Origin of the sequence: Modestobacter versicolor, from assembly GCF_041028285.1 — a bacterium.
Classification (GTDB): domain Bacteria; phylum Actinomycetota; class Actinomycetes; order Mycobacteriales; family Geodermatophilaceae; genus Modestobacter; species Modestobacter versicolor_A.
This window is the reverse complement of the sequence record NZ_JABGDB010000002.1, coordinates 507,244-521,577: the sequence shown is the minus strand read 5'-3', so window position 1 is coordinate 521,577 and position 14,334 is coordinate 507,244. Positions and strand designations below refer to the sequence as shown.

The following is a 14,334-nucleotide window of genomic DNA, read 5'->3' as shown; positions in this document are numbered from 1 at the left end:
TTCAAGAGGATTCGACGACATTTCACTTCCCGGACACACGACGACGGGGGAGGATGGCCGCATGCCCGACCCCGCGGACGCCGGCTGGCTGCGCACCGTCGCCGACGAGGTGCGCTCCTTCGACCGGTCCAGCACCGCCGAGCGGGTCGCTGAGCTGCTCCGGCACCGGGTGATCGAGGGCGACCTCCCGCCGGGCACCCGGTTGTCGGAGGAGCAGCTGGTCGAGGTGCTCCGGGTCTCCCGCAACACGCTGCGGGAGGCGTTCCGGCTGCTCACCCACGAGGGCCTGCTGGTGCACCGGCTGCACCGCGGGGTGTTCGTGCCCGAGCTGGACGAGGACGACCTGGTCGACCTGTACCGGCTGCGGCGGACCATCGAGTGCGACGTCGTCCGTCGGCTGGAGCGGCTGGACCCGGTCCGGCTGCGCCCGCTGCACGACGACGTGGCCGCCGGTGCCGACGCCGCCCGCCGGGGCGACTGGCCGGCCGTCGGCACCGCGAACATGCGCTTCCACCAACACCTCGTCGCGTTGGCCGGCAGCCGGCGCATCGACGAGACCGCCGCCCGGCTGCTCGCCGAGCTGCGGCTGGCCTTCTCCGCCGTCGCCGAGCCGCGGCGGCTGTACGAGCCCTACGTCAGCCGCAACCGCGGGCTGCTCGACCTGCTGGTCGCCGGTGAGGGCGAGCGGGCGGCCAAGGAGCTCGAGGACTACCTGCACGACTCGGAGGCCGAGCTGCTGGCCGCCATCCGCGACCGGCCGGGGAGCTGACCATGACGACCCTGACCCCGGCCGCCGACCCGGCCGCCGCCCGGGAGCGGTTCCGGGCCGGGCTCGCCGTCCCCTCCTCGGGCTGGGCGCCCGGGTACACCCAGGCCAACCTGGTGGTGCTGCCGCGGGACTGGGCCTGGGACATGCTGCTGTTCGGCCAGCGCAACCCCCAGCCGGTGCCGCTGCTGGACGTCACCGACCCCGGCGCCGTCGGTACCGCGCTGGCCGAGGGCGCCGACCTGCGCACCGACCTGCCGCGGTACCGGGTCTGGCGGGACGGCGAGCTGGCCGACGAGCCGACCGACGTCACCGACCTGTGGCGCGAGGACCTGGTCGCCTTCCTGGTGGGCTGCAGCTTCAGCTTCGAGACAGCGCTCCTGGACGCCGGCGTGCCGGTGCGCAACATCGAGCAGGGCCGCAACGTGTCGATGTACCGCACCGACCGGCGGTGCCGCCCGGCCGGCCGGTTGTCCGGGCCGCTGGTGGTGTCCATGCGCCCGGTGCCCGCGGCGCTGGTCGCCACCGCGGTGCAGGTCACCGCCCGGATGCCGCAGGTGCACGGGGCGCCGGTGCACGTCGGCTCGCCGGCCGACCTGGGCATCGCCGACCTCGACCGGCCGGACTTCGGCGACCCGGTGGAGTTCGCCGTCGGTGACGTCCCGGTGTTCTGGGCCTGCGGGGTCACGCCGCAGGCGGCGCTGATGGCCTCCCGGCCGCCGTTCGCGATCACCCACGCACCGGGGCACATGTTCGTCACCGACGTCCCGGACGCCGTCTACCGGCAGCTGTGAGCGACGCGGTGGTCGCCCGGCTGCGGGCGGCCGGGTGCGTGTTCGCCGAGGACGAGGCGGCGCTGCTCGAGGAGGCCGCCGCCGGGACGGCGCTGGAGGCGCTGGTGGCGCGGCGGGTCGCCGGCGAGCCGCTGGAGCAGGTGCTCGGCTGGGCGGAGTTCTGCGGCATCCGGTTCGTCGTCGAGCCCGGCGTGTTCGTGCCGCGGCAGCGCACCCGGCTGCTGGTCCGGGAGGCGGTGGCGCTGGCCGCACCGGGCGCCGTCGTGCTGGACGTGTGCTGCGGCACCGGGGCGGTGGGGGCGGCGGTCGCCGCGGCCGTGGGCGGGGTGGAGCTGCACGCGGCCGACATCGACCCGGCGGCGGTGCGGTGCGCGCGGGTCAACGTGCCGGGCGCGGTGCACGCCGGCGACCTGTTCGACGCGCTGCCGGCGTCGCTGCGCGGCCGGGTCGACGTGCTGGTCGCCAACGCGCCCTACGTGCCGACCGCGGCGATCGCGCTGATGCCGCCCGAGGCCCGCGACCACGAGGCCCGTGCGGCGCTGGACGGCGGGACGGACGGGCTGGACGTGCAGCGGCGGGTGGCCACGGGTGCGCCGGACTGGCTGGCGCCCGGTGGGGTGCTGCTGATCGAGACCAGCGCCGGCCAGGCACCGGCGACGGCGGCCGCGGTGGCCGCCGCCGGGCTGGTGCCACGGGTGGTCGGGGACGAGGAGCTGGCCGGCACGGTGGTCGTCGGCCAGCTCCCCTGAGCGTCCCCGGTCAGCTGGGCTGGACCCCGAACGCGGTGGCGAGCTTCTCGATCTTGCGGGCCCGGCCGAGCCGGGGCAGGTCGCTGCCGTCGCGGATGACCTGGCCGCGGGCGTCGAAGTCGGCCAGGAAGTCCCGCGCCCAGGCGACGTCGGACGGCGCGGGGCTGATGACCTCGTTGATGACCGGCAGCTGGTCCATGTCCAGGCACAGCTTGCCGGTGAGGCCGAGCGACACGGTCAGCGCCGACTGCTCGCGGAGCACCGGGTGGCTGGAGCTGACCGTCGGGCCGTCGATCGGGCCGGGCAGCCCGCCGACCCGGCTGGCGACCACCAGGCGGGAGCGCGGGTAGGCCATCGCCAGGTCGTCGGCGCTGGTGCCGGTGTCGCGGCGGTAGTCGCCGCTGCCGAAGGCGAGCCGGAAGGCGCCGCGGGCCTTCGCGATGTGCACGGCCTCCTCGATGCCCAGCGCGGACTCGACAAGCGCGAGCACCGGGGTGCCGCCGCCGAGCCGGTCGAAGGTCTCGGTGACGTGCTCGGCGGCCTCGGTCTTGGCCAGCATCACGCCGGCCAGGCCCGGCTTGCCGGCGAGCGCGTCGACGTCGTCGGACCAGAACTCGGTCGACCGGTCGTTGATCCGCACCCAGGCGCGCTTGTCACCGGAGGCCAGGTACTCCACGACGTCGGCGCGGGCGGCCGGCTTGCGGGCCGGGTCCACCGCGTCCTCGATGTCGAGCACGATCTGGTCGGCTCGGGAGTCGTGGGCGCTGTCGAAGAGCTCGGTGCGGGCGCCGTTCACCAGCAGCCACGAGCGGGCGATCCCGGGGTCTACGTTCCGTCCGATGTGCACCCGGCCATTCTGCTGGCCGGGGCGGGACGGTCGGCGCTCGGGGTCAGGCGGCCGGGCTGCTGCGCAACCGGTCGAGCAGGCCGACGTGCCAGTCGACGTCCACCCGCCGCCCGGTCGAGCCGCGGGGGCGCACCAGGTCCAGCCGCACCAGCTCCGGGTCGCTGCCCGGGGTGCGGGCGTCGGCCCACAGCAGCGCCAGGTGGTCGCGGCGTCCGGGGTCGCCCGGGACGGCGTCCAGTGCGAGCTGCAGGTGCAGCTGCGCGGTGGGCCCCTGGGCGTAGAAGTCGCGCAGCCCCTGGGTCTCGGCGGCGGGCAGCTCGCCGTCGTCGGAGTGCCAGACCCGCAGCACCTCGGTGGGGGTGCGCAGGATCAGCCCGCTCATCGGCAGGCCGAGGTTCTCGTTGGCCGGCTCGAGGAGCTCCAGCTGGGTGCCGAAGGGGTGGTCGTGGTGCTCGGCGTAGGGCCGCAGCCGCTCCATCGCCTCGCGGCGGACCAGCTGGTGGTCCAGGTGCCGGTCGGCGCCGGGCTGCCAGCCGTGCTCGGCGTGGATGGCCCGGCTGACGGCGAGACCGCGGACCAGGGCGTCGCGCACCTCGACCAGCAGCGGGTGCAGCCGGCGTACGACGGCGTCCGAGGGGTGCTCCACGCGGGCGAGTCTGCCCGGCGGGTGTGACGGTCCGCGCGGGAGGATGCGGGGGTGACCCCGCGCCCGCTGACCTTGGTGACCGGCGGCAGCCGCGGCATCGGCGCCGCCACCGTCCTGCACCTCGCCGGGCAGGGCCACGACGTCGTCGTCGGCTGGTCGACCGGTCGGGAGGAGGCGGCCGAGGTGGTGACCGCCGCCCAGTCGCGCGGGGTGCGGGCGGTCGCCGTCCGGGCCGACGTGTCCGACCCCGACGAGGTCGACGCGCTGTTCGCCGCGGCCGGCGAGCTGGGCCCGGTGACCGGGCTGGTGGCCAACGCCGGGCTGACCGCGCACCTGGGCGACCTCGCCGACACCCCGGTCGACGTCGTCCGGCAGGTGGTGGACGTGAACCTGCTCGGCGTCGTCTGGTGCGTGCGCCGTGCCGCGCAGCTGATGTCGCGCCGCCGCGGCGGGGGAGGGGGCGCGATCGTCGCGGTCTCCTCGAGCGCGGCGACGCTCGGTGCGCCGCACGAGTACGTGCACTACGCGGCGGCCAAGGCCGGGGTGGACGCGCTGGTCGTCGGGCTGGCCAAGGAGCTCGCGGACGACGGCGTCCGGGTCAACGCCGTCGCGCCGGGGCTGGTGCGCACCGGCATCCACGCCGGCGCCGGGGACGCCGGGCGGCTGGGGCGGGCCACCGGCCGGGTGCCGATGGGCCGGCCGGGTGAGCCGGACGAGATCGCCCCGGCCATCGCCTGGCTGCTCGGCGAGGAGGCCGCCTACTGCACCGGGACCGTGCTGCGGGTGGCCGGCGGCCTCTAGCCCGTCGTCCCCGCCAGCGCGGCGGTGAGCACCTCGACCAGCCGGCGGAGCAGGACGCCGTCCGGGTCGTGGTCGGGGGCCACCTCGGTGACCACCACCCCGGCGAGGGCGTCGCTGCCGCAGAGGACGGCGAGCGCGTCGGCGAGCTCGGCCAGGGTCAGCCCGGCGGGGTGCGGGAAGTTGGCCAGCGGGAAGTCGTCGGTGCCGAGCACGTCGACGTCCAGGTGCACCAGGACGGCGCCCGCGGCTGCCTCCAGCCGCCGGAGCGCCGCCGCGGCGTGCCCGGCCGGGTCGGTGCGGACGACGGGCGCCGGTGTCGCCGACAGCCGGTGCCCGACGAGCCGGGTCCACTGGCCGGTGTCGAGCTCCGCCGGGTCGAAGCCGAAGAGCTCGAGGTGGTCGGCGGCGAGCAGCGGCCGGCGGGGACCGACGCCGGCGAGTGCCGGGGCGCCGTCCCCGAGGAGGTGGGTGACGCCCATCGTGTCCAGCACCCCCGACGTGCTGGTGGCCGGCGTGCTGAGGTCCGCGTCCCCGTCGACGTAGGCCAGGCCGACGTCGCCCTGCCGGGCCAGGCCGGCGACCACGCCGAGGGTGACCGTGCAGTCGCCGCCGAGCACGAGCGGCAGCCGGCCGGTGGCCGCGATCGCCGCCACCCGGTCGGCGACCTCCCCGACGACCTCGACGACGCGGTCCAGGGCGCGGACGCCGTCGACCGGCGGGCTCGGCCGGTGCCTGCGGACGGCGAGGTCGCCGGTGTCCTCGACGCTCAGCCCTGCCGCGGCGAGCGCCTCGACCAGGCCGGCGGCGCGGAACGCGGCCGGCGCCTTCTCCTGGCCGGCGTGGTGCGAGCCGGCAGAGGTGGGGACGCCGAGGAGGGCGAGGTCGCGGGCCACGGCACGCAGCCTGGCAGCTGCCCTCGACAGCGTCGACCGGTGCTGCCGCGTGCTCGTGCCGGCGGCTGTGCGGCCTGAGTCGTCGGGGACCTGAGCCCGGGACCTGAGCCTCCCCGGCGCCGGTGGAGCCGCGTCACGGCACGGCTCGACGGTCGTCGGCGCGGCTCCGGCCACGGCACATCCCCGGCCACGCGGCCCGACGCCCGCGGGCTCGACGGCGGTAGGGCACCGGCCGACCTGACGCCGATCCGCTGCCGCTCCAGGAGCCGTGCTGAGGAGCGCTGCCTGCGACCCGTGGTGCTCGTGTGACCGGAGTGCCCGGCGGGGCGAGGAAGACGGAGATCGCCTCCCGTGGAGGGCTGTTCGAGTCACAGCAGGGACGGCGTGGGCCGATAGGGAACTCGTGATCCGCCATCACCTCGGGGACAGCTCGCAGAAGAGCCCTCAGTGGTTCGACTCCGCGCACCAGGCCGACATCCTCGCGGCCTTCGACACCGTGCTCGCCGCCGGCTGGCACGGCCACGACCGCAACCACGCCCACGGTCACGGTCACGCGCACTCGGGGCCCCGTCCCGAGCGGGTCCGGGAACTCGGTCAGCTGGCCGCCGCCAGCGCGCTGCCCGCCCGGGCCGCGCTGCTGCGCTGGGGTGCACTGCCGGCCTCGGTCCGCACCCAGCTGCTCAGCAGCTGGTACGGCAACCACCAGCGCACCAGCACCGCCGCCTGACGGCGACGTGCCCGGCTACGGCCGTGGCACGTCGCGAGTCGGTACAGCCGCTGCACCAGGTGCGTGGGGCCTCCCCGGTCGCTGCGGAGGCGCCGCCCCGCTCGTGGACTGACGTCCACCCACTCGGTGCCGTCGCTGTGCCGGGCGCCTGTCACGACCGAGCCGAGGCCGGCCCTTGCGTCCCCGTGGCGGCACAGATGTCAGGGGACCTCCCAGGCCTCCCCGCACGCCGCGCACCGGCCGGACGGCAGCCGCTCGCCCAGCCGCCCGCAGGCGGGGCAGACCTGGTCCACCCAGCAGACCGGGTCGCCACCCTCGGGCTCAGGTCGAGGTCGAGGGTCGGGCCGCGGCTCGTCGGCCACCGGTGCTCAGTCCTCGTCGGGCGGAGCGAACCGCGCGAGCGCGTCGATCGAGGGACACGTGTAGTACGCGCCGGTCAGCGGCCGGAGGTAGCTGGTCAGGCCGTCCCGGACGCCGTCGGTCGCCCCGGCCATCCGGCGCAGCATCTCGTGCAGCCGCCACCGGTCCTGCGCGAAGCCGACGAACGCCGTCCCGTGGTCGGTGACGCCGCCGTAGGCGACGTTGCGGCGGAAGACCTGCTTCTCCTCGCCGTCCACCACGAGTGTCGTGCGGGCGACGTGGGCGCTGGGCAGCATCACGTCCTCGGGCAGCTCCACGCTGTCCGGCTTGGTGCGGCCCATGTTCATCTCCTGGCCGTACGTCCCCAGCGACTCCCAGGTCGCGCTGTCGTGCCGCCACAGCTGGTACAGCACGACGCTCGCCCCGGCGCCGGGCTGCCCGGCCGGCACGGCGGCGACCTCGGCCGCGGTCAGCAGGGACGGGTTCTCGGTGCCGTCGATGAACCCGGTCAGGTCGCGGTCGTGCTGGTACAGCCAGCCGGTGACCTCCCCGGCCACCACCGCGACCCCCTGCAGCGAGGCGAGCACCGCCCGGGCGTTGTCGAAGACCGCGGTCCGGTTGCCGCCGGCGACCCACACCCACGCGTCGTGCTGGGTGGCCGGCATCCGGTAGCGCCCGGCGCCCACGACGTCCTCGGTGAACCCGGCCGCGTCGGCAGGGGCGTCGTCCGGGGCGACCGCGGCCCACAGCTCCGGCCGGAAGCCGACGACCAGGTTGACCCCTCCGGTCGAGGACAGCGGACCGGTGAGCCCGGCCACGCCGCGGACGAGGTCCTCCGCGGAACGGCCGGGCTCCAGGTCGAGCTCGAGGTAGCAGTGCTCGGGGGTGCCGAGCGCGAAGATGCCGGGCTGGGTCGTCACACCCGACACCCTCTCAACCGCGTCAGTCGGTCGGCGGCTCGTCCTTGCCGGCCTCCTCGAGCGCGTCCGCCTCCTCCTTGGTCTTGTGCACCGCCTTGTCGGCGTGCTCGGCCGGCCCGTAGACGGTGTAGAGCACCAGCGGGTTCACGCCGGTGTTGAGGAAGTTGTGCTTCTTGCCGGCCGGGACGACGACCAGGTCGCCCTGGGCGACGTTCTTCTCCTGCCCGCCGACCTTGGCCTTCCCGGTGCCGCTGACGAAGGTGAGGATCTGGTCCACGTCGTGCACCTCCTCGCCGATCTCGCCGCCCACCGGGATGGTCATGATGACCAGCTGGGTGTGCTCGCCGGTCCACAGCACGCGACGGAAGTCGGCGCTCTGCTCGGCGACGGTGGCGATGGTGAAGTGCTCCATGGCGGCCGTTCCTCTCGATGGTCCGTTGTGCTGCCGGCGCCTGCCGGCTCAAGATCAGTCAAGACCAGAGCGGCCGACCGCGCGATCCGAGGGTGCTGGTGGCGGCGCCGTCCGGGGAGGCAGACTCGGCAGCCGACCAGGACGACGGAGGGACCCCCATGCGCATCGACGGCACCGACCCGCGGATCACCGACACCGTGTCCGACAGCCTCTCCGGGGACGTCGACGACGACCAGGCCGGCTACTCGCCCGCCGACCGCCCGTGGGCCTCGGAGGACTGGGGCACCACCGAGCGCGAGGAGGAGGCGGGCGAGGGGCTCGACGGCCGGCTGGCCCGCGAGCTCCCCGACGGCGTGACCGAGGAGGGCGACGGGCTCGGCGACGCCTCCGACACCGACGGCGAGCTGCTGGACGACGAGGTGGGCGGCGACCGCGCCGGCCGGCTCGCCGAGCCCGGCGACGACGGGGTGGTCGACCGCGAGGGCGAGCTGTACGCCGAGGACCAGGGCATCGACGGGGCCGGCGCGTCCGCCGAGGAGGCCGCCGTCCACGTCGTCCGGGACTGACCCGGGCACTCCTGCCCTGCCGCGGCCGGCGGGGATGCGGGAGGCTGTGCGGGCCGGCGGTGTTCCGCGGGCGCACAAGCAGTGCCCGGGCACCGGCCCGGCGGGACGCAGGGAGACGGCGATGACGGAGCAGACACGGGAAGCGGCGCTCGCGGCCGAGCGCGACGAGGCGGCGACCGAGCTGGCCGGCGCCGAGGCGGAGGTCATCGTCCGGGTCGAGCCCGAGGGCGGCGGCGTCGTCGTCGGCCACGACGGCTCTGGCTGCGCCCAGGAGGCGCTGACCTGGGCGGCGGGCCTGGCGGACCGGGCGAACTGGCCGCTGCACGTGGTGCGGGCCTGGCGGATCGCCACCGCGCCGCAGCCCACCAGCTGGGAGCCGGGGTACGTGCCGCCGATGGCCGACTACGAGAAGGCGGTCCAGGCCGACCTGGAGGCCGACGTCGCCGCGGTGCTCGGCGCCGAGCGCGCCGCCACCGCGACCTGCCACGTGGTGCACGCCCCGGCGGTCAAGGCGCTCATCCAGGCGGCGGCGGACGCCGACCTCCTCGTCGTCGGCGCCCGCGGCCGCGGCGGCTTCGCCGGCCTGCTGCTGGGCTCGGTGAGCGACCAGGTCACCCGGCACGCGCCGTGCCCGGTCACCGTGGTGCGCAGCGACCGCAAGGACTGAGGGGTGCCCGAGGTCTCCCCGCAGTTCCTGCGCGCGCACACCCGTACGGCCCGGCCGACGCTCGTCCCCGAGGTGCAGCTGCACGTCGCCGACGACGTCGTCGGGCTGTGGGAGGCGATGGAGACCGAGGGCGGGGGAGCCGGGGAGGAGCCGCCGTTCTGGGCGGCGGCCTGGCCCGGCGGCCAGGCGCTGGCCCGCTACGTGCTCGACCACCCCGAGGTCGTCGCCGGCCGCCGCGTGCTCGACCTGGGCGCCGGCAGCGGCCTGGTCGCCGTCGCGGCGCTGCAGGCCGGGGCGACCGCGGTGCTGGCCAGCGACCCCGACCCGTACTCGCACACCGCGATCGCGGTGAACGCCGAGCTCAACGGCGTCGCGGGCATCGAGGTGGCGGGCGACCTGCTGGACGACGACCCCCCGGACGTCGACGTCGTCCTGGCCGGCGACGTCTGCTACGACCGGGAGATGACCGGCCGGGTGCTGCCCTTCCTCGGTGCCGCCTGGCTCGGCGGTGCGGCGGTGTTCCTCGGCGACCCGGGGCGGGCGTACGTGCCGAAGGAGGGGCTGCTGGAGCAGGCCGCCTACGACGTCGTGGACGCCGACGGCGGCCCGGCCCGGCGCACCACGGTGTGGCGACTGCCCTGATCAGCGGCCTGCGGCGCCCGCTGGATGTGTGCGTTCACACCCCACATGTGCTGCAGGGGCGTGGCACATCACCACGAAATGTCGGGTGCGGCATTGTCACGATCGGGTGACGGCATCTAGGTTGGGTGCGTCCGGTCGGACGTCAGGTCCCCATCCGGGGAGCCCGGCCGGATGCCGCCGAGTCGCTCATCGCAGCGAGCCGGGGACCCACCGCAGCACTGGGGTGAATCCCGACCTGGGCACGTCCGGGTCGGGTAGGGCGACTTCCAGCCCGAATCCGTCAGCTAACTCGGTAGGCGGCAGCGGAAGACCCACGGAGCCCTCCTCTTCATGTCCCGTCGCACCACCGAGCACACGTCGACCGAGCAGGCACTGCCCACCGAGGTCCTCGAGCAGGTCGCCGAGGCGACCGCCGAGCCCACCGCGGCCGCCGCCGTCGACCCCAGCCCGCACCGCCCGACCGCTCGTCGCCGGCCGCCCGCAGGCCTCCGCCGGCCGGCCTTCTTCCTGGCCGCCGCAGCCGCCGGCGGGATCATGGTGAACGTCCTGGTCGCCGGTCAGCCCGACGCCGCCGCCGAGGCGGAGCCGGTCAGCGTCGCCAGCCAGCTCGGTCTCAGCGCGCAGGACACCGCCACCGTCCTCAGCGACGGCGCCGTGGGTGACCGGCTCGGCGCGCTGGCCGCCAACCGCAGCCAGCGCGAGGCCGAGCAGGCCGCCGCCGCGCAGACCCAGGCCGCCGCCGACCAGGCCGCGCGCGACGCGATCGCCGCCGCCGAGGCGAAGGCCGCCGCCGAGGCGAAGGCCGCCGCGGAGGCCGCCGCCCGCGCCGCCGCGGAGCAGGCCGCCGCCGAGCAGGCAGCTGCCGAGCAGGCCGCTGCCGAGGCCGCCGCCGCTGCCGAGCCCGCCGCCGCGCCGGCCGCGTCGTCCGGGTCGTCGTCCCGGTCGGGCTCCTACCAGGACTATGCACTGGGCCAGCTCGGCGGCAACGCGAGTGAGTTCTCCTGCCTCGAGAGCCTGTGGGGCAAGGAGAGCGGCTGGAACCCCAACGCGCAGAACCCGACCAGCACCGCCTACGGCATCCCGCAGTTCCTGAACTCCACCTGGGCGGGCACCGGCATCGCCAAGACGTCGGACCCCTACCGGCAGATCGACGCCGGCCTCATCTACATCGACTCGCGCTACGGCTCGCCGTGCGGCGCGTGGTCGCACTCGAAGTCCACCGGCTGGTACTGAGCCCGGTCGCCACGTCGCACGCAGGAGGGGTCGCCCGGTCGGGGTGGCCCCTCCGGCGCGTGCGGGGTGCGACGATCGGTCACCATGGTCGGGTTGACCATCCAGACGAGGAGTGCTGACCCCGTGGGCAGACACCGCGCACCCCAGGGCGCCGCGACCGACTTCGACGCCGCGACCAGCGCGCTCGCCGACGTCACCGGGAACTACACCGTCGACGTCGCGCACACCCGCATCGGCATCCGCGCCCGGCACGCCATGGTGACCACCGTCCGCGGTGCCTTCACCGAGTTCTCCGGCACCGCGCACCTGGACACCGCGTCGCCGGCCGCCAGCAGCGTCACGCTGCGGATCGCGACCGCCAGCATCGACACCGGCACCCCTGACCGGGACGCGCACCTGCGGTCGCCGGACTTCCTCGACGTCGAGCGGTACCCGGAGATGGTCTTCCGCTCCACCGAGGTCGAGCAGGTCGACGACGACGTCTACCGGGTCACCGGCGACCTCACGATCAAGGACGTCACCCGGTCCGTGGGCATCGACTTCACGCTGACCGGCTCGGCGCTGGACCCCTTCGGCAACACCCGGGTCGGCTTCGAGGGGGCGCTGGCGATCAAGCGCAGCGACTGGGAGCTGACCTGGAACACCGTGCTGGACACCGGCGGCGTCCTCGTCAGCGACCGGATCCAGGTGGAGTTCGACGTCTCGGCGATCAAGCAGCAGTGACCCCACGGGGGCTCGCCACCCGCTAGGGTGGCACTCAGTGCCACCCGCCGCTGGCGGTGCGCACTCCCGCGGGACGACGGCGTCCCGCGTGGACGGCCGATCCCCAGGAGGTCCGCAGGTGGCGAACGCGTGGTTCGAGTCGGTGGCCGAGGCACAGCGACGGGCGAAGAGGCGGCTGCCCAAGGGCGTCTACGGCGCCCTGGTGGCGGGGTCGGAGCGTGGCCTGACCGTCGATGACAACATCGCGGCCTTCGCCGAGCTGGGGTTCGCCCCGCACACCGCCGGGCTGAGCAACGACAAGCAGATGGCCACCCGGGTCATGGGCCAGGACATCGCGCTGCCGGTGCTGATCAGCCCGACCGGCGTGCAGGCCGTGCACCCTGACGGCGAGGTCGCCGTCGCCCGGGCCGCCGCTGCGCGCGGCACCGCGATCGGGCTGTCCTCCATGGCGAGCAAGCCGATGGAGGAGGTCATCGCGGCCAACCCGAAGACGTTCTTCCAGCTGTACTGGGTCGGCGACCGCGACGTGATGGCCGCCAAGGTCGAGCGGGCCCGCAACGCCGGCGCCGCCGGGCTCATCGCCACCCTGGACTGGTCGTTCTCCTACGGCCGCGACTGGGGCAGCCCGTTCATCCCGGAGCGGATCAACCTCGAGGCGGTCCGCCGGTACGCCCCCCAGGTGGCCCTCAAGCCCAGCTGGCTGTGGACGTTCGCGAAGACCAAGAAGCTGCCCGACCTCACCGTGCCGAACATGGTCGCCACCCCCGGCGCCAAGGCGCCGACGTTCTTCGAGGCCTACGGCCAGTGGATGCAGTCGCCGATGCCCACCTGGGAGGACGTCGCCTGGCTGCGCGAGCTGTGGGGCGACAAGCCGTTCATGCTCAAGGGCGTCATGCGGGTCGACGACGCCAAGCGGGCCGTGGACGCCGGTTGCACCGCGATCTCGGTGTCCAACCACGGCGGCAACAACCTCGACGGCACCCCGGCCGCCATCCGCGCGCTCCCGGCGGTCGCCGAGGCCGTCGGTGACCAGGTCGAGGTGCTGCTGGACGGCGGCATCCGGCGCGGCGGCGACGTGGCCAAGGCGCTGGCGCTGGGCGCCAAGGCCGTGATGCTCGGCCGCGCCTACCTGTGGGGTCTGGCGGCCAACGGCCAGGCCGGCGTGGAGAACGTGCTGGACCTGATGCGCGACGGGCTGGGCTCGGCGCTGATCGGCCTCGGGCACGAGTCGATCCACCAGTTCACCCCCGACGACCTGGTCATCCCGGCCGGCTTCGAGCGCCGGCTCGGCGGCGAGGTCGTCCAGGAGGCGGTCGAGCAGGCGGCGAACGTCGGCCCCGCGGCGGCGCGGAAGACCACCGCCGGCTGACCCACCGATGAGTTCTCCGCGGCGGCGGGGTCTGCAGCAGTGCCGACCCCGTCGTCGCAGGAGGCTCGCGCCATGCCGCACCCGTCCCGGTTCGTGACCGCGTGGTCGATGCTGCAGGCGCAGGTGGCCGCCGGGCGGCTCCCCGGGTACGCGGCGGCCCTCCGCCACCGCGGTGAGGTCGAGGTGCGCACCGGCGGCTGCCTCGAACTGGGCGGGCGCACCCCGGTGCGGCCGGACTCGCTGTTCCGGCTTGCGTCGCTGTCCAAGCCGTTCGCCGGCGTGCTCGCGCTGGCGCTGGTCGAGGACGGGCTGCTCGGGCTGGACGACCCGGTCGACCGCTGGCTCCCGGAGCTGACCGGGCTGCGGGTGCTGGTCGACCGGGCCGGCGCGCTGGACGACACCGTCCCCGCGGAGCGGCCGGTCACCGTGCGCCACCTGCTGACCAGCACGCCCGGTTTCGGCGGGCTCTGGGACGGCTCGCCGCTCGACCGGGCCGTGCACGCCGCCGGTCTCGGGCCGGGCCCGCTGCCGCCGGAGCTGACGCCGGCGGAGTACCTGGCCCGGCTGGGGGAGCTGCCGCTGGCCGCCCAGCCCGGCGCCAGCTGGCTCTACCACCTCAGCACCGACGTGCTCTCGGTGCTGCTGGCCCGGGTCGCCGGTCGCCCGCTGCACGAGCTGCTGCACGACCGGGTGACCGGCCCGCTGGGGATGGCGGACACCGGCTTCTGGGCGGTCGACCCCGCCCGGCTCGGCCCGGCGTACCTGCCCACCGGCACCGGGTTCGAGCTGCTCGACCCGGCGGCCGGCCGGTCGTCGGTGCCGCCGGTGTTCGAGGGGCTGGCGGCCGGGCTGGTCGCCAGCGCGCCGGACGTGCTCACCTTCCTGTGCGCGCTCGCCGACGGGGGGAGCCCGCTCCTGCGGCCGGGCTCGGTGGCGGCGATGAGGACGGGAGCGCTCACCGGGGCGCAGCGGGCCGAGGTCGCCGACTTCCTCGGCCCCGGCCGGTCCTGGGGCCTGCAGGTCGGGGTGCAGGTCGAGCCGGGGGAGGAGCCGTGGGAGCGGCCGGGCCGGTGGGGCTGGGACGGCGGCACCGGCACGACCGGGTACGCAGACCCGGACTCCGGGCTGGTCGCGGTGCTGCTGACCGCGCGCGGCGCCTCCCCGGAGGACACCTTCCTGGCGGACTTCTGGCGGGCGCTGCACCGCTGCCTGTGACGGG

General features: G+C 75.6%; 17 protein-coding genes and 1 riboswitch. Of the genes, 12 read left to right on the top strand and 5 right to left on the bottom strand.

The features are described 5' to 3' along the window. The first annotated feature begins 61 nt into the window (after positions 1 to 61). From HL054_RS08865 to HL054_RS08855, 3 genes are read left to right on the top strand one after another with little or no spacing between them, the layout of a single operon-like run. Positions 62 to 769 carry a GntR family transcriptional regulator gene (locus HL054_RS08865; protein ID WP_369138552.1) on the top strand — a complete coding sequence of 236 codons (708 nt, stop codon included), beginning with the start codon at positions 62 to 64 and terminating at the stop codon, positions 767 to 769. A gap of 2 nt (positions 770 to 771) precedes the next feature. Beyond that, entirely contained in the window at positions 772 to 1,560 is a 789-nt protein-coding gene (locus HL054_RS08860; protein WP_369138551.1) for a putative hydro-lyase, read from the top strand. Then, entirely contained in the window at positions 1,557 to 2,309 is a 753-nt protein-coding gene (locus HL054_RS08855) for a putative protein N(5)-glutamine methyltransferase (RefSeq protein ID WP_369138550.1), read from the top strand. Before HL054_RS08860 ends, HL054_RS08855 begins: the two co-directional genes overlap by 4 nt. A gap of 10 nt (positions 2,310 to 2,319) precedes the next feature. Here the strand turns inward: HL054_RS08855 and HL054_RS08850 are convergent, their stop codons facing one another. Beyond that, on the bottom strand, positions 2,320 to 3,156 hold the full coding sequence (locus HL054_RS08850; protein ID WP_369138549.1) for an HpcH/HpaI aldolase/citrate lyase family protein: 837 nt from the start codon (positions 3,154 to 3,156) through the stop codon (positions 2,320 to 2,322). Positions 3,157 to 3,199: 43 nt separating this feature from the next. Next, positions 3,200 to 3,802, bottom strand: coding sequence for a hypothetical protein (locus HL054_RS08845; protein WP_369138548.1), 603 nt, complete (start codon positions 3,800 to 3,802; stop codon positions 3,200 to 3,202). Between the two features lie 51 nt (positions 3,803 to 3,853). On the opposite strand from HL054_RS08845, the gene HL054_RS08840 reads away from it, so the two are divergent. Continuing rightward, positions 3,854 to 4,603 carry an SDR family oxidoreductase gene (locus HL054_RS08840; protein WP_369138547.1) on the top strand — a complete coding sequence of 250 codons (750 nt, stop codon included), beginning with the start codon at positions 3,854 to 3,856 and terminating at the stop codon, positions 4,601 to 4,603. Here the strand turns inward: HL054_RS08840 and HL054_RS08835 are convergent. Next, entirely contained in the window at positions 4,600 to 5,496 is an 897-nt protein-coding gene (locus tag HL054_RS08835; protein WP_369138545.1) for an arginase family protein, read from the bottom strand. The two genes, HL054_RS08840 and HL054_RS08835, sit on opposite strands and share 4 nt — an antisense overlap. Positions 5,497 to 5,899: 403 nt before the next feature. Here HL054_RS08835 and HL054_RS08830 point away from each other — a divergent pair, with 403 nt between their 5' ends. After that, a complete protein-coding gene (locus tag HL054_RS08830; RefSeq protein WP_369138544.1) occupies positions 5,900 to 6,223 on the top strand; it encodes a hypothetical protein in 324 nt (107 codons plus the stop codon). A gap of 368 nt (positions 6,224 to 6,591) precedes the next feature. On the opposite strand, the gene HL054_RS08825 is transcribed toward HL054_RS08830, so the two are convergent. Both HL054_RS08825 and HL054_RS08820 read right to left on the bottom strand, forming a co-directional pair. After that, positions 6,592 to 7,503, bottom strand: coding sequence for a Dyp-type peroxidase (locus HL054_RS08825; RefSeq protein WP_369138543.1), 912 nt, complete (start codon positions 7,501 to 7,503; stop codon positions 6,592 to 6,594). 22 nt (positions 7,504 to 7,525) lie between these two features. Then, positions 7,526 to 7,915: a cupin domain-containing protein gene (locus tag HL054_RS08820; RefSeq protein WP_369138542.1), complete on the bottom strand. Its 390-nt coding sequence runs from the start codon at positions 7,913 to 7,915 to the stop codon at positions 7,526 to 7,528. Between the two features lie 158 nt (positions 7,916 to 8,073). Here HL054_RS08820 and HL054_RS08815 point away from each other — a divergent pair, with 158 nt between their 5' ends. The 7 genes from HL054_RS08815 (at position 8,074) to HL054_RS08785 (ending at position 14,330) form a co-directional block, all read left to right on the top strand. Further along, the gene (locus HL054_RS08815) at positions 8,074 to 8,481 is read left to right on the top strand and encodes a DUF5709 domain-containing protein (protein WP_369138541.1); all 408 of its coding nucleotides are present in this window, start codon (positions 8,074 to 8,076) and stop codon (positions 8,479 to 8,481) included. A gap of 121 nt (positions 8,482 to 8,602) precedes the next feature. Continuing rightward, positions 8,603 to 9,148, top strand: a complete 546-nt coding sequence (locus tag HL054_RS08810) for a universal stress protein (RefSeq protein ID WP_369138539.1) — start codon at positions 8,603 to 8,605, stop codon at positions 9,146 to 9,148. A gap of 3 nt (positions 9,149 to 9,151) precedes the next feature. Then, on the top strand, positions 9,152 to 9,790 hold the full coding sequence (locus HL054_RS08805; protein WP_369138538.1) for a class I SAM-dependent methyltransferase: 639 nt from the start codon (positions 9,152 to 9,154) through the stop codon (positions 9,788 to 9,790). Between the two features lie 165 nt (positions 9,791 to 9,955). After that, positions 9,956 to 10,104, top strand: a riboswitch (cyclic di-AMP (ydaO/yuaA leader). 16 nt (positions 10,105 to 10,120) lie between these two features. Continuing rightward, positions 10,121 to 11,023, top strand: coding sequence for a lytic transglycosylase domain-containing protein (locus tag HL054_RS08800; protein ID WP_369138537.1), 903 nt, complete (start codon positions 10,121 to 10,123; stop codon positions 11,021 to 11,023). A gap of 123 nt (positions 11,024 to 11,146) precedes the next feature. After that, on the top strand, positions 11,147 to 11,746 hold the full coding sequence (locus HL054_RS08795; RefSeq protein WP_369138536.1) for a YceI family protein: 600 nt from the start codon (positions 11,147 to 11,149) through the stop codon (positions 11,744 to 11,746). Between the two features lie 118 nt (positions 11,747 to 11,864). Continuing rightward, the gene (mftD, locus tag HL054_RS08790) at positions 11,865 to 13,115 is read left to right on the top strand and encodes a pre-mycofactocin synthase MftD (RefSeq protein WP_369138535.1); all 1,251 of its coding nucleotides are present in this window, start codon (positions 11,865 to 11,867) and stop codon (positions 13,113 to 13,115) included. Positions 13,116 to 13,187: 72 nt separating this feature from the next. Further along, a complete protein-coding gene (locus HL054_RS08785; RefSeq protein ID WP_369138534.1) occupies positions 13,188 to 14,330 on the top strand; it encodes a serine hydrolase domain-containing protein in 1,143 nt (380 codons plus the stop codon). Positions 14,331 to 14,334 lie beyond the last annotated feature (4 nt).

Bases quoted from the DNA above. Each gene is read 5' to 3' on its own strand.
- HL054_RS08865 (WP_369138552.1), top strand. From the start codon at position 62: ATGCCCGACCCCGCGGACGCCGGCTGGCTGCGCACCGTCGCCGACGAG.
- HL054_RS08860 (WP_369138551.1), top strand. From the start codon at position 772: ATGACGACCCTGACCCCGGCCGCCGACCCGGCCGCCGCCCGGGAGCGG.
- HL054_RS08820 (WP_369138542.1), bottom strand. From the start codon at position 7,915: ATGGAGCACTTCACCATCGCCACCGTCGCCGAGCAGAGCGCCGACTTC.
- HL054_RS08815 (WP_369138541.1), top strand. From the start codon at position 8,074: ATGCGCATCGACGGCACCGACCCGCGGATCACCGACACCGTGTCCGAC.
- HL054_RS08810 (WP_369138539.1), top strand. From the start codon at position 8,603: ATGACGGAGCAGACACGGGAAGCGGCGCTCGCGGCCGAGCGCGACGAG.
- HL054_RS08800 (WP_369138537.1), top strand. From the start codon at position 10,121: ATGTCCCGTCGCACCACCGAGCACACGTCGACCGAGCAGGCACTGCCC.
- HL054_RS08785 (WP_369138534.1), top strand. From the start codon at position 13,188: ATGCCGCACCCGTCCCGGTTCGTGACCGCGTGGTCGATGCTGCAGGCG.